This window comes from Shewanella sp. WE21 (genome assembly GCF_002966515.1).
Taxonomy (GTDB): Bacteria; Pseudomonadota; Gammaproteobacteria; order Enterobacterales; family Shewanellaceae; genus Shewanella; species Shewanella oncorhynchi.
Window position 1 is genome coordinate 1,947,304 of sequence record NZ_CP023019.1, and the last position, 25,436, is coordinate 1,972,739.

Sequence of the window (25,436 nt, forward strand, 5' to 3'; positions counted from 1 at the left end):
ACTACTATACCGCTAAATAATAAAGCTATTGCTATGACATCCTACACTCTTTACTCTCCCTCCGTTTACTTATCGACTCAGGCTCAACACCTAACCATCTCGGCTTTATTCCTTCCTTGCCAGAATTTTCATCCTAAACGAGTTTTTCTTAGTGAACTAGAACATTATATCTCACCATCAGCACGTTCGGTGTTTTTCAAGATAATTGTCACTCTTTGCTTATATTAAGCTGCGTTTCATACGGAGGGTGGACGTATTTATACAGCATTTAATCATAGGATATGCAGGTGTTGCGTTACATGTGCTCGAAGAGCATGTTTCTGCAGAATTCAACCGCTATTTGAGGCATGACGATGTGGGTTTTCATTCTGCTGAGAGCCAGATGATAAAGGTTCTAGGCAGACTACCGCATGAGAGGGCCTTTTTTATACAAGGTGGCATGTTGTCAAATACTTCATGTTCCAGCCATGAAATTGGTTATTGACTGAACTTGGTATGATTGTTATTTGCACGTATTTAGGTTGAAAAACGTTCATGCGCTCGCCCTGAGGTTCTAGGTCTCTAAATTATCAAAAATTAAAATTGAAATATTTAAATTGTAATCTATGTGAATCATGACCCCTTATCTATCAGCTATCAGCTATCAGTTATCAGCTCAGTTAAATAATATAGGATATTAATTTTGACTAACAAGAACGGTAAGGCCTCACTTAATAAAATTACGACTTTAGTCGATACCCTGCTTGCCCATAAGAGTAGCAAACAGCAATTAATATACTGCAACAATAGTAGTGATGAAGTCACTTCTGATTACCGACAACTCTATAGCCAGTCATTGCAATTATTATCACACCTTGATCATCTAGGTTTACGAAAAGGGGATCAGTTAGTTTTCCAGTTAGAAGGCCTTCAACATTTTACGACAACCTTTTGGGCGTGTATTCTGGGGGGGATAATCCCTGTGCCAATTTCTGTTGGCACCAAAGATGACAGTTTAAAAAAAGTGTTTTCCGTCTGGGCACTTCTTAATAATCCCACCTTGTGTTTTGACTCTCCCATATTATTGGAAAATCTTGAAAAATATTCTCAGCGTACAGGCTCACAAAGCGACTTTGCTAAAATAAGAGATAAAGCACTTGATCTGTCTTTGCTACCTTCGAATTCCGATAAAAATCTTGCTAGCCTTATCTGCGATGTCAACCCCGATGATACCGCTTTTATTCAATTCTCCTCAGGCTCTACTGGTCAACCTAAAGGTGTGGTATTAACCCACAAGAATTTGGTAGCCAATATCAAAGCTCTTGCAAACTGTTCAGAGATAACAATCAACGATGTCATGATCAGCTGGATGCCATTAACCCATGACATGGGACTGATTGCGGTTCATTTAACCGCGACCTTACTGGCCATCAAACAAGTGCTGATTGATACCCGCACATTTATCAGAAGACCTTTATTATGGCTGGATAAAACATCACAGCATCAAGGCACTATATTATTTACTCCTAATTACGGTTTAAACGCACTATTACTGTCAATGAAAAAGCGTCAACCGGACTGGGATCTATCAAGTGTCAGGATCATATTTAATGGTGCCGAACCTATTTCTCTCACCTTAGCTGAGCAATTTCTTGCCACTATGGCCCCTTATGGATTAGCTCACAATAGCATGTATCCAGTATACGGGCTTGCAGAAGCCAGTGTTGGAGTCTCGGTCCCGAAACCAGGCGCCCCAATAAAAGCGCACTACCTTGATCGCACTAAGCTTAATTTTCAACAAGAAATTGTTCATGTGATGCCTGATAACCCTGATGCCATTACCTTTATTGAGGTAGGCACTGCGATTGATGAATGCGCGATCAAAATTGCCGATGCTACTGGCAAGGATATACCTGACAACCACATAGGGTTAATCCACATAAAAGGAGCAAATGTTACCTCCGGCTATTTTCATAACCAGGAGGAAACTCGCAGAGTACTACACCCAGATGGCTGGCTTAACACTGGTGATTTAGGCTTTATCAACAACCAGCAGCTAACCATCACGGGTCGCGCCAAAGATTTGATTATTATCAATGGCCAAAATATTTATGCCCATGACATTGAACAAATGTGTGCTCGCATACCTGAAATACAATTGCGTAATATTGTTGCCTGCAGCGTTTGCTTAAATAAAAACAATATAGAACAACTGGTTATATTTATACGTTATAAACAAAATCTTGATGAGTTTACAAACGTAGCCGATAAGCTTAGACGTTATCTACAAACCAGTATGGGTCTGAGTATTCATGCCTTGGTACCCATTAACGATATACCAAAAACCACTAGTGGCAAGGTTCAGCGCTTCCAACTTCAGCAAAATTTCATTAATGGTGATTATCAGCCCATACTTAATGAGATAAAACAACTGCAACAAACCCAGTCAAATACACAATTGCCACCAATGAGTGACGAAACACTCCACTATTATTTACACACAACACTAACAAAATTACTCGGTTATCAGGTAACAAATTATCATGATAAATTAGCAGATCATGGTGTTGATTCGCTAAAAGTGGTTGAGTTTCATGCCGTACTGCAAGAGACATTAGCCATCGAGATACCTGTATCAAGCTTCTTCGATTACCCAACCTTCACACAACTCGAAAACTTTCTACTAGAACAAGTTAAAGCTCAAACGAAGCCACCCGAAAACTTGCAACTTCCAGATACCAAATCAATCCGCCAAGAAAAAGAGGCCATTGCAATTATCGGTTTTGCAGGTCAATTTCCAGGAAGTCAGCAATCAAACGAAACTTTTTATAATAATCTCTATGAAGGTAAAGACCTTTGTTCAGAGATACCCAGCGACCGCTGGTGCAATAAATCATATTATGATCAAGCAAATACCCCTGGAAGTATAAAAACCCAAAAAGGTTATTTTCTTGATCAGGTTAATGAGTTTGATGCCAGTTTTTTCGGTATCACACCCGTTGAGGCCAAAGTAATGGACCCTCAGCAACGTTTACTGCTCACCGTTAGTCAGCATGCCATTGATAATGCTGGTATTAGAAATGAAAGCCTTAATGGTTCAAAAACTGCAGTTTACATTGCTATGGCAAACAGTGATTTTGCTCATCAGTCCTTCGAACAAAATCGCAGTTCAACGTTAAAAGAACATAGCTTAACTGGCAACATCGCCAGTATCGCTTCAGGTCGTATTTCTTATTATTATGGATTAACGGGCCCCTGCCTTACCTTAGATACAGCTTGCTCCTCATCCTTAGTTGCTATCGATCTTGCCTGTACCAGCTTACTAACCGGGCAAGCTGATCAGGCACTGGTTGGTGGCGTCAATTTAATACTAACGCCACAAGGTTATATTAGCCTTAGTAGGGTTAATGCACTTTCTGATGATGGAAAATGTAAAGTTTTCGATGACAGTGCCAATGGTTATGGCCGTGGTGAAGGTTGTGCAATGCTAGTGCTTAAACGTCTATCGGATGCACAGCGAGATGGTGATTCTATTCGCGCGATTATTGCTGGTTCTTCAGTCAATCACGACGGAAAAAGCAGTGGCCTGACAGTACCTAATGGATTAGCACAACAGCAAGTTATCTGTGATGCTATGGCTCAAGCAAAGGTGGGTATTCACGATATTCACTATCTTGAGGCCCATGGAACTGGCACTAAGCTCGGCGATCCTCAGGAGCTTAATGCCTTAAGCAACATTTTTGAACAGCGTGCCGCTAACAATCCCTTACCCGTAGGATCTATAAAATCAAATATTGGCCACTTGGAGGCGGTTGCAGGTATCGCTGGAGTAATTAAACTTATCTTGTCCATGGAGCATGGCATTGTTCCGAAAAACTTACATCTAAACCAATATAATAGGCTAGTGCCCTGGGACAAAATCCCTCTTAAGCCATTAAGTGAACACCACACTCTGGACAATACCCAAAAAATCACTTGTGGTATCAGCTCTTTTGGTCTGTCGGGTACCAACTCACATCTTATTCTACAAAACAATCCTATATATGAAGCGATTGATATTGAAGATAATAAAGCTGGAATATTGATACTAACAGCCAAAACTCTAACGAGTTTACGTCATTGTAAAAATCAATACATCGATTTTTTAAGCCATAGCCAGCATAGCGCTCAGGACATTACGACTGCCAGCCAGCGTAACCAGCAAGATTACCCCTACCGCTTGGCGGTAGTGGGTAGTGATAAAGCATCACTTTTAGCGCAATTAATCCATAACACTTACCACTCTGAGCCAACAGAAAACCCAGGAAATATCGCTTTTATTTTTACAGGACAGGGATCGCAATACTTCAATATGGCGAAAGCGCTTCATCAACATTTTTCGGTTTTCAATATAGCCTTAGCTGAATGTGCCCAGTTATTTTCCCCTTACCTCAATAAGTCTATTGAAGACGTATTATATCAAGACGGATCTGAATTAATTGATAATACTTTATATGCACAACCTATCATTTTTTCTATAGGTTATGCCCTGATAAAATTATTCGAAGATTTCGGCATTAAACCCCAGTTCGTATTAGGACACAGCATAGGACAATATACCGCAGCCTTAGCTGCAGGGGTATTAACCCTCCCAGATGCGGTTCATTTAGTCGCTAATCGGGCGCTATTAATGAGCAAGGTCAAACTCCAGGGCGCCATGGTCGCTGTTGCCGCGCCAATTTCGATTATTCAGGACCTAGTCACAAAACAAGGTAATAGCGTTGCGATTGCAGCAATTAATAGCCCTGTTGATTTAACTTTGAGTGGCAGTATCGCAGAGATCAATCTTATCATTGAGGCAATGATAGACTTGGGGCTTCCTTATCGAGAATTGAAGGTCTCTCACGCCTTCCATTCACCCTTAATGCAATCCGTACTAGAGCCTTTTAGTCACATTCTCGATGAAGTGACACTGCATCCTCCGAAATTACCGATAGTCAGTGATTTGACTGGCTTTCTGACGACTCCGGGTAAACACAGTGAAATCACTCATAAAGATTATTGGCTCACTCATATTTGCGAAACCATCACTTTTAGTGCCGGACTCGACACCCTATCCAAACATGGCTGTCATGCTTTTGTCGAAATAGGAGGCACTGCAACGCTATCTGCTTTCGCCGCGAAAACCTTAAAATCACACTCAGACTTGCTTAATCTTGCCAGCCAACGGGGAGCGCTTAAGCCATCACTGGATACTTTTTATCAGACTTTAGCTGATTTATATGTCCGTCATTATCCTGTGAACTGGAAGGCAATGGTGTCTCATCCATTAGGCAAAATTATTGATCTTCCCTATTATGGATTTGAGAAAACAACGTTCCCGATACATGCTGATGTCCTAGAGAGCACCTCGACGCAACCTGCAACGTCACGGGAAAATACCCAACCTCTGAAACCGATATCATTACCTTCTGTGGGGATCATAAATTCTCTAGCTCGATTGATTGAAGGTATTTCAGGCATCAAACTCGACCAGCAAAAACAACATCTGAACTTTCTCAATTTAGGACTAGACTCCCTCATGCTAGCCAGATTAAAAAATGAGGTTTTTGAAGAGTTTAGCATTGACATCCCTTTGGCCTATTTTTATGACAAATGCAGCAGTGGAGAAAAGCTGCACCACTATTTGTCTGAACGGATCACCCTGCAACCAGAACCATTTAACAATCAACAACCGCAACTAGATGAACCACAGCAAGTCTCATTATCGAATCCAGTTACCTCAAATGATGATATTGCGAATTTATTGGGCCAGCAGCTTCAAACCGTACAGGCGATATGCCAAGCGCAACTGAATTATCTCGGCAAGGATAACATTACAAATTCAGAGCCATCCAAAGCAATACCGCCGTCACCAAGGACGGCTTATCCTGAAACCAATTTCAGGTTAACTAAATTTAGTGAGGATAACCTCTCAGATACACAGCAAGCCTTCGTTAACCAGTTAATTAGCGCATATTGCATCAAAACCGCAAAGTCCAAGGCCTTTAGTCAGACTCACAAAGGTGATTTTGCTCATTATCTGACAAGTCTTAATTTTCGTAAAACACTCAAAGAAATTCTTTATCCCCTTGTGTCAAATGAAGCCAAGGGAGCCTATTTATGGGATATTGATAATAACAAGTATATTGATTTAGCCATCGGTTATGGTGTCCATTTCTTTGGTCACAAACCACAATTTGTTATCGATGCGGTCAAACAGCAAATGGACAAAGGCTTTGTATTGAGCCCGCATTCATCATTATTAGGCGAAGTCACCCAGATGCTCAAAGAAATAACCGGTGTTGACCGCGTATCCTATTGTAACACTGGGTCAGAAGCTATAATGCTAGCACTGCGTATCGCCAGAACCCAGACTGGTCGCACTAAGATAGTCAAATTTTCTGGTTCCTATCACGGTATTTATGATGCCATTCTGGCGGAAAATGATGAACAAGGCAGCTATCCAACCACCCCTGGAATAACTCTGGGCTCAGTGCAGGATACGATAGTTCTCACTTATGGGGATCCCAAAGCACTGGAAATCATTGAGCAGTTGGGAACCGAACTCGCTGCCGTTTTGGTCGAGCCGGTACAGAGTCGCAATCCAGCGCTGCAACCCAAGACGTTTCTAGCACAGCTCAGAGCCCTAACTACAGCATCGGATACCGTGCTTATTTTCGATGAGATAATTACTGGGTTTAGACTTCAATCCGGTGGCGCCCAGGCATTTTTTGATATTCAAGCCGACTTAGTCACCTACGGAAAAATCATTGGCGGCGGCTTACCCATAGGTATTGTCGCCGGAAAACGTCGCTTTATGGATGTGATCGATGGGGGGCTCTGGCAGTATCAGGACGATTCAATTCCTCAAACTACCGCGACTTTTATCGCAGGAACTTTTGCAAATCATCCAATGGCATTGGCAGCTGCAAAATCAGTACTATTAGAAATAAAAGCTAAGGGAGCGCTTTTATACCAGCAAACTAATGCCCTTACATTGTCACTGGTGACTCGACTTAATGATTATTTCGCTGCAAACCAAGTGCCAATTGAAGTCAAGTGCTGTGGCCCCATATTCCGCTTTGAATCTTTTGGGCGCTATGCACTGGCGTTGCAACCCATTGAAATGGATCTATTCTTTTACCTGATGATGACCAAAGGCATTTACACTTGGGAGCGTCGGATCTGTTTTATGTCCACTTGCCACACTCGAGTAGATATCGACAATATTATCACTGCCGTCATCGATAGTATTAACGAACTTAGACAGGGTGGATTTACCTTTACCACTACAACTTCGCCCTTACCCCCGAAGGAGTCGCTGCGTAAATCCAGTCAGCAGCACTCTTTAATGAGCTCTGCACAAAAACGTCTGTTTACACTCAATAGCCTTAAAGGAGCAGAGCAAGCTTATCACCTATCGTATATTGCAAAAATTAATGGCCCCATTGATGCTAACAGGGCACAACAGGCGTTAACATTATTATCTCAGCGTCATCAGAGTCTTAGGACCACCTTTGAGCTGTTCGAGGGTGAGTTTATCCGCGTTGTTCACCCTGAGCTCCCTCCCCGCCTTGAACAGGCAACAGCAGAAACCTTAGCTCAGTCCAGTGCCAATTTTTTCAGGCCTTTTGATCTAAAAAATGACGCCATGCTAAGGGCTAAATTAGTCAACCTAGCGCCCAATGAACATGTCTTTATGCTGGATATCCACCATATTGCTGCCGATGGTTATTCCGCTAACATTCTGTTTCAAGAGTTTATCAGTGCTTACAGCAACAATGGCGATACGACGCTAGCGACTCCAAGTCAGTTTGAAGATTTTGTCAACTGGGAAACGGACTATTTGACCTCAACTAAATTCCAGTTAGACCGACAGTATTGGCAAAATAACTTTGCCAATTATCAACAGACCACACAGTTACCACTGGATCATCAACGACCCACACTGCAAACCTTTAACGGTCATACCCACTCATTTTCTTTATCACCAGCAAAAACGGCGCAATTAACCGCGCTGGCTAAACAATTAAATGTGTCTCTATATATGTTACTGCTGAGCGGTTGCCACCTACTGCTCAGCAGACTCACGGGCAATAATGAAACTATCATTGGTGCTCCGGTAGCATTGCGTCAACCCAAAGGCTTTAATCACATAGTGGGTATGCTGACCAATACCGTGGTGTACAAACATCACCTCGACAACCACCATACCTTTGAAGGTTTAGTACAAAGTGTCAAAGAAAATTGTCTAGGAGTGTATGCCCATCAAGAATATCCTTTTGATCAGCTAGTTGCACAACACTTTGAACAATCAGGCATGCGCCGTGATAGAAGCCGTAATCCATTATTTGATGTCAGTTTTGTGTTTGAACAAGCAGACGATCGAGTGCTGGCCATCCCTGAGCTTGAATTTATCCCACAAACATTAGCTCAAAAAGGGAGTGTTTATGACTTTTCCTTTGAGGTTATCGTACAGCAACAACAACTGAGTATTAATTTTCATTACAATCAAAATCTGTTTAATTTAGCGACCATTGCCAGTTGGGGAGACTTAACCTTGTTGTTGCTGGACAACGTATTACAATCACCCAAGCAAAAACTTGAGCATATTCTGCCAATACCCGTAGATATTCCTGCTGAACTCGAAGCTGAACAGCAGCTTGATTGGTCTGAAAGCGCTCACTTAATTGAGCGTTTCAATGCTGTAGCAAAACTTTACCCCAACCATGTTGCGGTAAAATATCAAGATAAGACAATCAGCTATAAGCAGCTAGACCAGAAAAGCAACCAATTGGCCCACATGCTTAAAGAGCAATATAATATTTGTCCCAAAGAGCGCATTGCCATTCAAATTGAGTCAGGTGATTTTCTGATCTCAGCGTTAATTGCGGTATTAAAACTTGGTTGCTGTTATATCCCCATTGATCCTGATGCTCCAAGGGAAAAGGTTAATTACATCCTTAAAGATAGCGCGGCTAAAGTGCTACTCACTGAATCCCATATCTCTCAGCAAGACTTTTATTCACGCTGCGATCTAAACCGAGTAGATTACGCCGTATTCAGTCAGCAGCCACTTGTAACGGCAATAACAGCTGATACGTTGGCCTATATTATTTATACCTCAGGTACCACTGGCCGACCCAAGGGCGTTAAAATAAGCCATAGTTCACTGATGAACTATTGTCGCTGGCTTACTGGAAAATACGCTATAAACCATATGGATAGCAGTGTTTTACTGTCTTCTTATGCCTTTGACTTAGGCTATACCTCTATGTGGGGTTGCTTACTGTCTGGCGCCTCTTTGCATCTACTCGATAAGGGGGCTCGGCAGGATATTAGCTTCGTACTGCATTATATTGCGCAGCAACGCCTGACTTTTATCAAAATGACCCCTTCATTGTTTCAAGTCTTGGTCAATCACCATGACTTCACCCCCGCACTAGGGTTAAAACTTCGATTAATGATACTCGGCGGTGAAAAGCTCAGAGCTGATGATGTCGCCAATTACTTGCAATGCTTCAAAGAAACCGTATTTGTTAATCATTATGGTCCGACAGAAGCCACTATCGGTTGTATCACACGTGAGTTTAATGCCGCAACGTTTGAGCAATACCGTCACAACATGAGTATTGGTCAGCCCATAGCTAACTGTAAGGTTTATATACTCGATCACAACAATATTGTGGTAGCCGATGGTGAACATGGTGAAATTTGTATTGAAGGAGATTGCCTAGCTCAGGGTTACTTAAACCATGATGATCTTGAACAAGCTAAATTTATCACTCTGCCCCTCTCACCAGACAAACGTGTGTATAAAACAGGAGATTGCGGCGTTGTTATTAATCATGAGATACACATTAATGGCCGCTTTGATGATCAGGTAAAAATCAGGGGGTACAGGGTAGAGCTTGGAGAGGTCATCAATGTACTTGAGCAACACCCCAAAGTACAACGCGCGGTAGTGATCAACAAACAAAATAAGAGTGGTAATGAATTAGTTGCCTACTACCAAAGCAGTGAACCTGTGACAGTGACAGATCTCAGAAAGTTCATGTCCGAGCATTTACCTGCCTATACATGTCCCAGCCATTATCTTGAAGTCGTGCATTTTCCAACGAATGCCAACGGTAAACTCGACATAAACAAACTGCTTAACAGCCACGAGAAAACACCCATCAGCATCACGACTACAACAGATAAATTATCCGCATCTCAGCAAGTCATTTTTGATGTTTGGCAACAACATTTACAAATACCATCGATGGGCTTAACCGATGACTTCTTTGCGCTCGGGGGGCATAGCCTCAAAGCCATGCTCATTAGTGCTGCGCTATCACAGAAGTTTTCAACCCCAGTATCCATCAATGAAATATTTGCACACCCAAATATCGCCGCCCTCGATTTATGGCTGACGACCAATGAGCAATCATTGATTGAGATTTCACCCATAAAGCAGCAAGCGTTCTATGCCTTATCGAGTGCACAAAAAAGGTTGTGGTTAGTCTCTCAGGTCAAAGAACAAAGTGTTGCCTATAATGTCCATGCCGCATTTTTACTTGAAGGTGAACTCTGCATCCCATCCTTCAAACAAGCCTTTTCTCAGTTGATCTGTCGACATGAATCGTTACGTACTAATTTTATTTTTACCCAAGGTGAACCTAAACAACACATACATTCAGATATCGAACTTCCATTAACCTTGCTCGAACCCGCAGCAATCACCATTAACTCCCCTGCACTTAACCAACTGTATTTGGAGTTAGCACAACATCATTTTAACTTAGAAACCGATGCTCTATTTCAGATCACTGTAGTTAAACTAAGCACTGAAAAACCGGCCCAAGTATTAATGTTTAATGCCCATCATATTATTTGTGATGGCTGGTCAAACAGCATTATTTTAAAAGAATTATCCGAACTCTATACTTGCTATCGCCGGCAGCAAGCACCGACTCTTCAGCCTTTAGTCATTCAATATAAAGATTATACAGCTTGGCACAACAAGGTGCTTAACACTGCTCAAGCACTGAACGATAAAGCCTTCTGGCAAACACAACTGGCAGGGGTCAATCGCCCCATGTTATTACCTAATGCCAGCAACACTGAACGGTATAGCGGACATTGGTACCGGAGCATCCTAGATGAAGCTCTAGCCAGTGCAATGCAAGACTACTGCCGACATAATAGTATCAGTCTCTACACCTTCTTTGCTTCGGTAACCAGTGTACTACTCAGTCATTATTGTGCCACTGATGAGATTATTTATGCCACACCCATCGCAGATCGCCAATTGCCACAGTTACAGTCACAAGTCGGATTTTACTTAAACACCTTTTTATTGAGACAAGCGCTAACCTCCGAGCTCAGTTTCGCTGACTTGCTTAATACCACAAAGACTCAATTGCACAACATAATGCAACACCAGCTCTATCCCGTTGAGCAAGTACTAGAAGAGCTTGATCTAATAGAAGGAACGATTGGCGATTTTTATCGCATCATCCTAAATGTGATGGAATATGAAAGTTACTCACATTACCAATTAGATGGATTGCGCTTTAACAAGATCCTCGAAACGGCCACCACTAGCCGAGCAGATCTGAATATTATGCTGGTCAAGGGTGACGCCCTCGAACTGGTGATCGAATATAACAATCAACTGCTAGATGAAGCTGGCATCACGACCATGAAGGATCAGTTGATCCAGTTAATTTCACAAATATTGGAACAGCCTCAGCGCACAATCAGAGAATTAAAACAAAGCTTGCTCAGTACAAGAGAACAACAAGCCCAAGCTGAATTTTTAGATGCCGCTCTCGCCATAGACGAAGAATTTTAAGGAAGAAATATGTGCGGAATTACAGGGATTTTTATGCAAGATGTTCAAGCCGGCCAACATGCTGATATTGAACTATTAAAAAGAATGACTCAAAGCATTATTCATAGAGGACCTGACGATCTGGGGTTGTATGCCAGCGAGCAAGCCTGCTTTGGTTTCAGACGTTTGTCTTTTCTTGATTTGAAGCTGGGTAACCAACCTATTTTTAACGAGGATGAAAGTATTGCTTGTGTCGTCAATGGTGAGATTTTTAATTATCAGGAACTTAGAAATGATTTAATTAAACGCGGGCATCGCTTTCGCTCGCAAATGGATTGCGAGGTGATACCGCACTTATATGAAGAATATGGCATCAATTTTCTTAACAGACTTAACGGCCAGTTTGCTATTGCTTTACACGACGTTAAGCAGCAAAAACTTATCCTAGCCAGAGATCATGTTGGTATTGCTCCACTTTATTATCATTATAAAGATAATACATTGTTATTTGGTTCTGAAATAAAAACCCTTTTAAACAGTGTTGATGTCAGTCGTAGCATTGATTTAATCAGCCTAGATCAAATTGTCACCTTTCCAGGTATGGTTAGCCCAAGAACCATTTTTAATGACGTTAAATGCTTGCCGCCCGGTCATGTCATGACAGTAGATAAGCAAGGTATGCAGATTGAGCAATATTGGGATCTTGATTACCCTGAGCATAACCCTAATATCCAACCTCACACAGATGCATATTACGTTGAAAAACTGGATTATTTACTACGTCAGGCAATAAAAACACGCTTGCATGCTGATGTTCCTGTGGGTTTTTATTTGAGTGGTGGCCTAGACTCATCACTTATCGCCACACTGGCCCACGATATGGACCCCCAGCAAGTATTCAACTCATTCGCCATTGGTTTTGGCCGTGCGGATATTGACGAACGGCAATATCAACAACAAGTGGTTAACCAAATACATTCAAACCATCATGAACAGATTTTTGATTATGAGCAAATTAACCAACGCTTGACTCAGGCTGTTATCGCAGCCGAATCCCCCTTAAAAGAGTCCTATAATACCTGCTCGCTAGCGTTATCACAGATGGTTCAACAACAAGGAATAAAAGCAGTATTAACTGGTGAAGGTGCTGACGAACTGTTTGCGGGATATGTGGGTTATCGTCTGGCCCAGCAATCACGCGGACAAGAAGAATCCTTTGACCTTGAGTTTATGCTGGAACAACAAGCCAGAAAAACGCTATGGGGAGATGAAAACTTTTTCTACGAAAAGAACTATCACGAGTTTCATACTCTCAAGAGCTCACTTTATTCGGCTGATACCAACGCCGCTTTGCTTGGGCAACACTGTACTTCCCAGCCCATAATTAACCCTGCACGGATAGCCAATCGTCATCCCACTCATCAGCGCTCTTATGTTGATTTTAAACTACGTATCGCCGATCACTTATTAGCCGATCATGGCGACAGAGTCACATTTGCTAATTCGGTGGAAGCCAGATATCCATTTCTTGATATTGATTTAATTAATTTTGTACGCACGATACCACCAGAGTTGATGCTAAAAAACGGCAATGAAAAATACCTGCTCAAACAACTCGCAACCAAAACGGTGCCAGAGTCCATTATACGACGCAAGAAATTTTCTTTTGTGGCCCCTGGTAGCCCTTTTCTTCTGCAAAATAAACCCGAATGGATTATGGACATGCTCAGTAGAGCCACCATTACTCGCCAAGGGATTTTTAATCCCGATACCGTAGAAAGACTGACTAATAGTGCCATCAGGGGGGGCCATGACATCAATCAAACTTTCGAAACTGACTTTTTAATGGTGGTTATTACCACAGGTATCTTACTTCGCGAGTTTGTTGAGTCATAAGCAGTATATTTTCAGTCCATCATATTTTTATTTCAGGTAGGTAATCATGACTAAGTATTTTGTTCACAAAAAATTCGCTGAAACGGCAAGTTTATTTCCAAATGAAACCGCCATTGCTGAAAGTCAGCGCCAGATAAGTTATCAACAACTCAACACTTATGCCAATAATCTAGCTTATCACATTAGTGATACTACCCATCAAATAGGCAATCCCGTTGGCTTGTTCTTACCCAAAAGTATTGAATACATTTTAGGGGTATTAGCTGTTCTCAAAAGCGATCAAGCCTTTTTACCCTTATCCCAAGAGCAGCCTGATGCACGCCTTGGTGATATTTTACGCAAGGCACAACCTAGCCTAATAATGACCACTAAGGAGTTGGCGCTTTCGCTGAAGAAAACACTCGCCGCACTGGATTTGCAACACATAACCATCAAGATATTTAACTACGGTAATACCGGTGAACTTGAATTGACTCACCTAGGCTCAGGCGCATTACTTCACAAACCATACCCAGATACTGACCCACGAATGTCTGCGACCCCTGAGGACAGTAACTATATTATGTTTACCTCTGGTACCACAGGAGATCCCAAGGCCATCGTCGGTTGCCATAAAAGCCTCAGTCACTTTATTCATTGGGAAATGAAAGAGTTTGCGTTATCGAGCCACCTACGGATTGCTCAACTAGCTCCCATTACGTTTGATGTCAGCTTACGAGATATTTTTGTGCCACTGCTCAGCGGTGGGGTTTGCTGCATTCCTGAGCCTGAAGTGCAATTTGATGCCAGACGCCTGTTGCTGTGGATTAGTAATAGCCATATCAATTTAATCCATTGCGTTCCTTCTATTTTTCGCTTGTTAATGACAGAGCTTGAAGCTGATAACAATACTCAGGAATACAATAAACAAAAATTAAGCCATTTAAAGCATATATTGCTAGCAGGCGAGCCTCTATTTGGTCGAGATGCTAACCGCTGGATAACATTGGTTGGCAACGATATCGAATTGGTCAATCTTTATGGTCCTTCCGAAACGACCTTAGCTAAATTGTTCTATCGCCTTAAAGGCCCAGTTGAACAAGCAAACCAAATGATCCCCATCGGGAACCCTATTGCTAATACAGCAGTGTTGATCATCGCCAATAATACCTTATGTAGAGTAGGTGATATCGGTGAGATTTATATTAAAACCCCTTTTCGCAGCAAAGGTTACCTTAATGATCAACCATTGACAGATTTAAGCTTTATTCAAAATCCACTCAACCCAGATAATGAAGATATTATTTATAAAACGGGTGATTTAGGTAGATATCTAGAAAATCACAGCGTCGAAGTCCTCGGCCGCCTCGATCGCCAGGTTAAACTCAACGGGATACGTGTTGAGCTTAATGACATTGAAGGTCACATCCATAACTTATCCGAAATCGATCAGTGTTTTATTAATCTCTACAAAGATGAAGATCAATCTAGCAAACTGGTATGCTACTACACTTGCCATCAAGATATTTCTATCACTGAGATCAAAAGCTTACTCGCTGACAAACTCAGTGCCAATCTCATTCCTAACATGATGATAAAATTAAACAGCTTCCCTTTAATGCTCAACGGCAAAGTCGATAAAAAAGCACTTCCCAATCCAGCCACGTATTTCAATGACTTTAACATTGAAGAAGAACAAGACCTAAGCCCTACCGAGTTAATACTCAGTGAGATTTGGCGCACCAGCCTTGGGGCGGCTAGCCTCAGTAAGTCTCATCATTTCTTTGATTTAGGGGGCACTTCATTAACTGTCATGAAAGTACTGGGTGAAATGTATCGTCAACTAAATATCGAGATCTCTATTCAGGATTTTTACCAGCATGACACAATTTCAGCGCTTGCCGATCATATTGATAAGCTTCCAGTATTAACCGGTGTACATTATCAAGCCATCACATTGGGGCCCAAACAACACTATTACCCCCTGAGCAGGCAGCAACAAAGTCTCTGGCTCAGTGAGACACTAGCGGATCAGCCTGGGCATTTTACGATTCCCGGTGCCTGCCAATTAACAGGTGATTTAAATCGCCAGGCGTTTAATCAAGCCATTGATGCTTTAATCAGTCGCCACGATAATTTACGTGTCGTCATTGATGAAGAAGACAATGGCAGCCCTAGACAGCGCATTAAGGGAGATTTTCATTACCCACTCGACATTATTGACTTATCTACTTGTCCCGACGCAGCAAAGCAGGCTAGAACAATAATGCTCAACGACAGTCAGCAGGCTTTTAACTTAGCTGAAGCGCCATTATTTCGCTTAAAGCTCTTTAAGCTAGATAAGCAAAATCATTATTTCTATTTTTGCTTCCACCATCTGATTTTTGATGCTTGGTCTATGGGACTCTTTGGTCAGGAACTCATGTCAGCTTATCAAATACTAGCAACTGGAGGAGAATATAAGCCTGCACCTCTGGCGATCCAATACCAGGATTTTTGTCACTGGCAAACATTGGAGCAACAACAGGAAAAACAAATAGCTCAAAAAAACTATTGGTTAAACCTATTTGCACATTCCACTCCGATACTGGAACTGCCGACTGATTTCCCCCGCCCACAGCAAAAACATTTTCGTGGTGCTCAATTAGACTTCACTATCGACAGCGACATGACCAAGCAACTTAAGCAATTGAGTATTAATCAAAATAGCAGTTTATTCTCACTGTTAATGTCGATATATCAAGTTCTACTAGCTAAATATACCAATGAGCAAGATATTGTCGTCGGCTTCCCCACTGCTGGGCGAGATCATCCGGATTTGAATCCGTTAATGGGTATGTTTGTCAATACGTTACCTTTGAGGAGTCAATGTGATGACAAACTGAGCTTTAATGAATTTTTAAGACAGACTACAAACAATATCAATGATGCACTCGACCATCAATCCTATGGACTAGAAGATTTAGTTAACGCTTTGGATCTTCCAAGGGATATGAGCCGATCCCCACTATTCGATACTATATTCATGCTACAAAATTTTGAACAAATTAAGCAAAAAAATAAACAACTCATCTTGTCCGAATTGCCAGCACTACAACATACGCCCTGGTATGATTTAACCTTTAAATGGATAGAATCAGAGGGTCTTTTACACTGTAATATTATTTATGACGAAGACCTATTTACGTCAGCAACTGTCTCTCGCTTAGGCCAGCACTTTACCACTATTGTCAGGATGGTTTTAGCACAGCCAGATATCAAACTGGCTAATATTTCACTATTAACCGCTGCTGAGCAACTGCAACTCATTGATGATTTGCGTCCAAATGATAGCCCGATCAATGAGTCTAATATTGTCAGTTGTTTTGAAAATCTAGCAAAAATAGCCCCAAACACTATTGCACTGTCTTTTTTCGAACAAAAAATAAGTTATGAAAGCCTTAACCGTCAAGCTAATCAGCTTGCTAGATATATGCAAACATTAGGCGTCAAACCAGGTGATGTTATTGGCTGCCATATGCCAAGATCTCCCTTAATGATCACCAGTGCATTAGCTATTTTAAAATTAGGAGCCATTTATTTACCACTAGAAATAAGCTATCCCCAAGCACGAAAGGAATACATTATTGATGATAGCGGTATCAGTTTTGTGTTGAGCGACACCAACAAGGAACATGACAATTTAAGTCACATTTTTAAGGATATTTGTTGGATAAACGCGGATGTCCCCCAGATTATCGATCTTGATAGTAACAACCTCCCGCTAATTCCCGCCACTAATGACTTAGCCTATATTATTTATACTTCTGGTTCGACGGGGAAACCTAAGGGTACGTTAGGACATCACCTAGGGGTCGTGAATCTTGCACAGCATTTTAAAGTTTATCTTAACCTCACTGCAGATGATCGCTTTTTACAGTTTGCCAATTGTTCATTCGATGCTTCAATTTTTGAAATATTTATTACGTTATTAAGTGGCAGTACTTTGGTGCTAATCACCGAAGAGATAATATTAGATACTCATGATTTTGAAGACTATTTGAATCAGCAGCAAGTCACAGTAACTGTACTGCCCCCCACTTATGTCCGACAACTGACCCCTGAGCACCTGAATAGTCTGAAAACATTACTGACTGCCGGATCGGCGACTGATCACACTCTGGTAGAAAAATGGTGGGATAAGGTCAGGTATATTAATGCTTATGGCCCGACTGAAACCACCGTCTGTGCCAGTGTTTTTGAAGTGTCAGCCACAGCTTGGGCAGACTTAAAGCAAAATAACAAACCGATCCCTATTGGTAAACCAATCAGTAACTTCCGCTTAGATGTATTGGATCCTCACCTGCAGCAATTACCTGCGGGTATTTCCGGTGAATTGTACATTTCAGGGTTAGGTGTCTCTCATGGTTACCTCAATCAGGCGGGATTAACCAAGCAATATTTTACCCCAAATCCACATATGCCTGAATTACCTATGTATAAAACCGGTGATCTTGCCCGTAGGCTCGCTGACGGTAATGTTGAATTTCTCGGAAGGAAGGATGATCAAGTTAAAATTCGCGGTTACCGAATAGAGTTAGGAGAAATAGAAACTGCGTTAATGATGATTAATATAGTCAAGCAAGCTGTAGTGATCGACCGTGAAAAAGATGGGAGTAGATATCTGGCTGCATACATCATCTTAACTCCGGGAAATAACATGGACATTGATAATCTGATTGCATCACTTTCTAAGGTATTGCCGGAATACATGGTGCCTACAACTTATTGTGAAATAGATACAGTTCCATTAACAATAAATGGAAAGTTAAATCGCCATGAGCTACCATCTCCAGAATGGATAATCCATGAAAATTACGTACCACCGCGTAATGTTCTGGAAAATCAATTATGTGAAATATGGCAATCCGTTTTAGGCCTAAAAAAAATAGGAATCCATGATAACTTCTTTCGCAGTGGTGGTGATTCAATGACTGCGATAAAATTAATTACCGCTATTCGCCAAGAACTTAAACTTGATTTATCTTTATCTTTGTTATTTGAACAAAAAAATATTTCTGGCATTGTGGGCCAACTCACTCAACAAAAGCAGCTCATTCCCCATGTAGATCTTCCTCAATATCCTATCTCCTTTGCTCAAGCCCATATGCTATCAATTGAACAAGGCAGCTGCGCCTACCATATTCCATATTTGGTTCAGCTGAATGATGATGTGAACATATTATATTTCGAAGAAGCCATCAATATGGTAAGTGAGCGGCACCCAATAATAAAAACAATTTATGGCTTTGACCATGACAATAATGCCTACCAACAAATACTAAATAACCGCCTGATGTTGAATACTGATATTTGTCACGATAATACAGCCTTTTTAGCTAAAGTTAAAACCCATATTGACTCTCCTTTTGATTTATTCGCGGAGCCAAGCCTACGCTTACACCATTACCAAGTCGAGGAAAAACAATACGCGCTGATGATGTGGCATCATATTGCAATGGATGGATGGTCAATGGATATCTTTCTCCTAGAATTTTCAGAAATCTATCAAGCATTATGTGAATCACGAGAAGTTAACTTGCCAACATTGAGTATCAATTATGGTGATTATGCTTTATGGCAACAGGATTATTTAAAAGGAGAATTAGTTAAGCAACAACGTACTTATTGGCAGCAGACATTATCAGGTTATAAAAACCTCGCCATGCCAACAGATAAACCCCGCCCAGCACACATTGATCATAACGGACAATACTTTCACTTTGAGTTAGGTGAGCAACTGTCAGTTGAATTGAGGAGTCTAGCTAAACAACTAAAAACTACATTATATACTGTATTGCTCAGTGGCTTTTATATCAGTTTGGCAAAGCTTACGGCCCAAGAAGATATTGTTGTCGGTACTCCATCAGATAATCGCCATCATCCACAAACTCAATCACTCATAGGAATGTTTGTTAATGCACTTCCCTTAAGGACACAGGTTCATGGCAACAGTCTTATTAATACATTTATTCATAATGTTCATAATGTAGTGATACAAGCTAAATCACATCAAGACATTCCATTTACTCAATTAGTCGATGCATTAGGTGTGGAGTACGATAGTTCACGCCACCCTATTTTTCAAGTGATGTTTGGTGTCCAAAGTTTTGGTGAAACAAACATGAATTCAAACAATCTTCCATTTACATCATTAGTTTTGGACACTGCCATATATAGCCCAGCTAAATTTGATATAAGCATGTTCCTCAATGATATGGATAAAAATATTACGGGGGCCATTAATTTTTCACAGAGCCTCTTCAATGAAGTAAGCATGAGAAAAATAGCGGAAATATACCTAAAAATACTCACAACTTTTATTCTGCCAGCACAGTTTAAGTCGAGCTTAAAATTAAGTGAGATTGATGTGTTACCAGCATCAGAGCTCTCTAACATATCGCTGTGAGATGATTTCAACGTTATCGGTATCTATTTTCCCTTTAGTACGCTAAAGGGAAAATACAACATTTACAATAATACCCCAGTCTATGACTGGGGTGGAGTAAACAATTGAACATATCATTATCGGATAAGCATGCTCGCCGTAATTTTAAATATATGTGGTTTGGCCAGTTCATCAGCCAGTTTGGTAGCCAAATTACAGCAATCGTACTCATTTTTTGGCTAAAAGAACAAGTTGGTCTAGCCTCGTTAATGGGACTATCGGCCATGTTGTTCTCGATTTTTATCGCCTTATTCTCACCCCTAGGCGGAGTACTTGCCGATATTTATTGCCGTAAGACCATCATAATATCCAGTGATTTACTCGCCGGGACAGCATCTATTTTATTGCCACTAGCTTTCTATTTCTTTCCTGACCAGCTCTATCTGCTTATTACATTAGTACTCTTGATGCAACTAGTGTTAGGTGCTGTTTTAGGTTTATATGATCCTGCTTACTCTGCATTACTGAGCAATGTGGTTGCAAAAGAGCAGCTTCCTCTTGCCAATTCCATCAAAAATGCCACTATTCAAGGCGCAGTATTGATTGGTCAGGGCATAGGATTATTACTCTATAGTCAATTTGGGATTATCTCTATCTTAATAGCTAATAGCCTGTCATTTTATCTTTCCGCCTTGAGTGAATCGCGAATAAAACTTCCTCAGCAGGAAGCTAAGCCCGTAAAAGCAACACACACTTTATCAGATTCAAAAAAAATCATCGCAGGCATGAAGCAAGGGTTGATGTATATCAGCGAAAAAAAATCTCTGAAATCTTTATTGTTACTCATTGGCGGGGTCAACTTTCTTATTGGTCCTTTTGTTATCCTACTGCCTTTTTATGTTGAACAAATCTTATCCGTTTCAGACTATTGGTATGGATATTTAATCGCAGCTTTTGGTGGCGGAGGATTAATCGGCTACCTATCTTTGCCTTTTTTTAAGTCCAGAGTACAAGACTGGTCTGCTTTGGGCCGTAACAGTTATCTATTTTTTGGTTTCTTACTTATTGCGCTCGGAGTAAGTAAAAATATTTATTTATCCTTAATATTATTCATTGCTTGTGGCAGCTGTTTTGGACTAATCAATACCATGATAGAAACAGCCATATTAACCAACACCCCAGATGATAAACGTGGTCGAGTAATGAGTATTTACCGCGTTATTACTCGCCTATCCTTACCTTTAGGTATGGTTATTTCAGGAGGATTGGTCGATTTTTATCACTTTACTATTGAGAACATTTTTATCGCTTGTGGAATTGCGGTGCTGATACTGTCTATACAGCAATTTAACCAGCAAAAACTCAAAGAGGTACTAGCGTTATAATCGGTTCTGTCGCAAAGTTGACGAAGTAAACTAAAGTGTTGATGATATTCGAATATTGATTTGGAGTATCTACAGTATGACACTCAGCTTCTCAGGCCGGCGCTTCGTTATTACCTGGCTTACAAACTCTGTTACCGTGAAATTGGGGAGATGTTCGCTGAGCGAAATATCAATTTTGACCACTCAACCGGCGTTGTTGCTCAAATCAATCTTAGGTAAGCCTTTTCCCAACAGGGTTTCCGGTATTAATTGACACTCTGGCGAATAGGTATACCTAGTCCTATGACTTTGTTCATCACTTTCACACCTACCAATGCCTCGCCGACTTGGCCGTTGTAGTCACGCTGGCTCAATTTCGGGCTAATCAGTTGCTTGTATCGATACATGCCAGTTTCTGACTGGGAGCGTTGGTGACAGTCATTCTCTTTTTCCATCGTTTGAGTTCATCACTTTTCAGCGCTTTGACGGCCTCGTTTCTGGGATTACCCTTTTCCCTATAACACGCATTTTTCCGCGGCTGTATCTTAGGCTTACTACCTTTGAGTTTCAGTAGATTATGGCAGTTTTTGGTGTCATATGCTCCGTCGGCTGACACTTGTTTTTCGGCGGGTTCAATAGTGTTGGTAGAACCTCACTATCTGCCATACTCTCTAAACGGACTTCGGCTGCGATGACTTCATGTGTGGCCGTATCTATCGCAAGATGCAACTTACGCCAAGTGCGGCGTTTTTCCTTACCATATTTACGAATTGTCCATTCGCCTTCGCCATAAACTTTGAGTCCAGTGTCATCTACAACCAAGTGGGCAATCGCGCCGCGATTAGGATTGCGATAGTGGATTTTGACTGTCTTGGCTCGTCTGCTGATGCAGTTATAACCGGGTGAAGTTACTTGCACACTCATCAAACTAAACACTGAGTTGAGAAAACCTTCTAGTGCTCGCAAGGGGAGATTAAGCCGACCTTTGAGCATCAAGGTGGTTTCTATCGCAGTGTCGCTGTACTGAAATTCCCGACCTCGACCACCATGATGTTCAGTGCTGCACCAGAGGATGATTGCCTGCTCGTCTATCCAAAAAGTCAGTGACCCTCGGTTAGTCAACGCCTGGTGATGCGATGCTTGGATTTGCCCATCTGAGGCGGAAGGTTCATTCATTTAGGCAACAACGCCTGATTTATCTGAAAATCATCAGGGGATTCTTCAGAGCTGAACTGAATAGCAACAGCTAGCAGAAGTGACCGTTTTCATTGGGCTGTAGAAAATAGTCTGCATTGGGTTTTAGATATCTGTATGCATGAAGACGCCAGTCAAATCTACCAAGGCCATGAGGGGGAAAATTGGGCTATCTTACATTAGGGTCTGTTGATCTTTCGAGAGGATTTTTATACAGCATAGCAAGACGTTATAATTTGCTTCACCAAAAGTAACCATAACCTATGCCAAGATTTATGCTAACCGATGCACGCTTGGGAAAGCTATTTCATTTAATGAAAAGCACAGGCCGTGTTTATGACAAACCTGAACATAGGCAGATATTCGAAGGTATTCTTTACCGCCTTTGAACAGGCGAGATTTACCTAAAGAGTTCTGTCTTTTGACTGTTTCATTTATGGTCTAAGAATGGCGTTCTTGCACATTTATTCAAGGCCTTAGCCAACCTTGCTGATATGGAGTGGGTCTTTATTGATTGCTAGATAGTGCGGGCTCATTCGTACAGTGCTGCTACCCTGAGTAATGAAAGTATTAGTAAATGTCGAGGTGGTAATTTAACCAAAATTCACTTAGCAGTCGATAGTGGAGGATTGCCGATTTATTTCGAATTATCAGAAGGCCAGAAACACTATATTACGGACACTCCCAACCCAGTTGAGTACTTGGCACAGGTTAATACCGTGATTGCTGATAAAGGTTATGACAGTGATACTTTTGGTCAATTTATCACAACTAAAGGCGGGACATCAGTTATCCCAAAGCGCCATTATAAAAATACACCTCATGAGAAGGTCGATTAGTGTTTATATCTATATCGGCATTTAATAGAGAATGTTTTTGAAAGAATCAAACACTATCTAGCGATATCAAAAAGATATGACAAACTAGCAAGAAACTACGCCTGTATGGTGTCGCTGGCGTTTACGTTAGTGTGGCTGCCGATGTATTGTTGAACAACATTTGTACAGCAAAGATCAACAGACCCTAGATAGCATTAAATATACTTAGAAGCAAACCCACGAAAGGAGCATATCTGCAAAACAAAAACGAGCTAGAATGAAAACAACATACTTAGAGGCGGTATTCAATGCTGGTTTCATCGACAAGGTGAATTAATGAACACTCAGGCGGTTGCCCTAGTTGTTTGAGTACTGAGCTAAAATCTCTAGTGTTACTATTTAGTCACGAACAAAAACAGATAATTATCATAATCAACCATTTGATTTATATGCTAAAAATTTGTTTTAAACAATGCTTTTCTTAACTATGCCGCACACTGCTTTAGCTCTGTTCTTTAGTTTTATGGGCCTTAAATTTCAAGATAAAATCATGCTAAAGGGTAATTGCAGCTAGCATGAATCATGTTTAACCTCGCTTCTCTTTGATCTCAAGTATTAGTCTCACGATAACACGATAAATAATTTGAAAATTTATATTAATATGGTGTGATTTAATTCGTTGGAATTAATAGCTTTTTATTAGTTCGCTTAATTTTTGTAAGTAAATGTAAGGATGAGTGAAGGAAAACTTGTCCTTTAAGTTCAGATTGTATAGCCAGCGCTGGAGTCCCGTCCTGTATTAAGAATAATTTCGACTATACCGTATAAAATAATAAATGGAGCTTAATGTGAACGAAACGACCTCTCCAGCTAATTTAATTAGACAAATGCTTGGTGCCTATGAAAATGCTCAACTTATATATGTTGCTGCAAAGCTTGGCATTGCAGATTTTCTTTCTGACGGTCCACGATACAGTGATGATCTTGCTAACATAGCAGGACTCAATGCAGATGCTTTACGCCGAGTGATGCGAGGGCTTGTCAACCGTGGAATTTTGACGGAGGTCAGTAGTGGCAACTTCGGTCTGACACCTTCAGGAGAGTGCTTAAAAAAGAATGAACTCGAAGACTGGAATGGTATTGCCATAAATGTTGGAGAACTACTTTACAGTACTTGGGGCTCTTTGCTGTATAGCGTACAAACGGGTAAGCCAGCATTTGAACATGTTCACGGAATGAAGTGGTTTGAATATCTTGAAAAGCATCCAGAACAAGGCCAGATTTTTAATAACGGTATGGCTAATGATACTCAAAATGTGGCCATTGCTGTCTGTCAGAATTATGATTTTTCAAAGGTTAGAACAATAGCAGATATAGGTGGTGGCCAAGGTATTTTATTATCACAGGTTCTCAATCTTGATCCACAAATGCAAGGTTTACTTTTTGATGCTGCGTCTGTCTTGGCAAATGCGCCTGCCAGATTAGAGAAGGCTGGCGTCTCAGAACGTTGTGAAATGGTTGCTGGTAACTTCTTTGAGTCAGTTCCAAGTGGCTGTGATGCTTACATGCTTAAATCCATTATTCATGACTGGAATGATGAAGAATCTATACAAATTTTAAAAAATGTTCGAGCTAGTATGGAACCTGATGCCAGATTACTAATGATAGAACCGATTTTACCAGAGCGGGTTGAAGATTTTTCTGTCGCGGTGGAAATGGATCTTGGTATGTTGCTGTTACTGAATGGGCGCGAGCGTACTGTTAGTGAATACCGATCCTTATATGAAGCCGTTGGTTTAGAATTGATACAGGTAATTGATACAGGTACACCATTTTGCATTATAGAAGGTAAACCCATCAATTAATGAGTCAGCCTATTTTTAATCGAGCGACAATTTTACAAGATGAAAAACATCCGGTAAATCAGTGCTGGGATGCAC

General features: G+C 41.0%; 5 protein-coding genes and 3 pseudogenes. 7 read left to right on the plus strand and 1 reads right to left on the minus strand.

Annotated elements, in window-relative coordinates:
* Positions 1-682 precede the first annotated feature (682 nt).
* The 5 genes and pseudogenes from CKQ84_RS08375 to CKQ84_RS23860 all read left to right on the plus strand — a co-directional run.
* Entirely contained in the window at positions 683-11,839 is an 11,157-nt protein-coding gene (locus CKQ84_RS08375) for a hybrid non-ribosomal peptide synthetase/type I polyketide synthase (protein ID WP_105250885.1), read from the plus strand.
* A gap of 9 nt (positions 11,840-11,848) precedes the next feature.
* Positions 11,849-13,714, plus strand: coding sequence for an asparagine synthase (glutamine-hydrolyzing) (gene asnB, locus CKQ84_RS08380; RefSeq protein ID WP_105250886.1), 1,866 nt, complete (start codon positions 11,849-11,851; stop codon positions 13,712-13,714).
* A gap of 46 nt (positions 13,715-13,760) precedes the next feature.
* A complete protein-coding gene (locus CKQ84_RS08385; RefSeq protein ID WP_105250887.1) occupies positions 13,761-20,141 on the plus strand; it encodes a non-ribosomal peptide synthetase in 6,381 nt (2,126 codons plus the stop codon).
* Between the two features lie 104 nt (positions 20,142-20,245).
* A complete protein-coding gene (locus CKQ84_RS08390; RefSeq protein WP_105250888.1) occupies positions 20,246-21,505 on the plus strand; it encodes an MFS transporter in 1,260 nt (419 codons plus the stop codon).
* 54 nt (positions 21,506-21,559) lie between these two features.
* Positions 21,560-21,694: pseudogene (locus tag CKQ84_RS23860) on the plus strand (IS6 family transposase); the annotation flags it as partial.
* A gap of 56 nt (positions 21,695-21,750) precedes the next feature.
* Here the strand turns inward: CKQ84_RS23860 and CKQ84_RS08400 are convergent.
* A pseudogene (locus tag CKQ84_RS08400) lies at positions 21,751-22,638 on the minus strand (IS5 family transposase).
* Between the two features lie 303 nt (positions 22,639-22,941).
* Between CKQ84_RS08400 and CKQ84_RS08405 the strand changes: the two are divergent.
* A pseudogene (locus CKQ84_RS08405) lies at positions 22,942-23,670 on the plus strand (IS5 family transposase).
* 674 nt (positions 23,671-24,344) lie between these two features.
* Positions 24,345-25,361: a methyltransferase gene (locus CKQ84_RS08410; protein ID WP_158683028.1), complete on the plus strand. Its 1,017-nt coding sequence runs from the start codon at positions 24,345-24,347 to the stop codon at positions 25,359-25,361.
* The last annotated feature ends 75 nt before the right edge of the window (positions 25,362-25,436 follow it).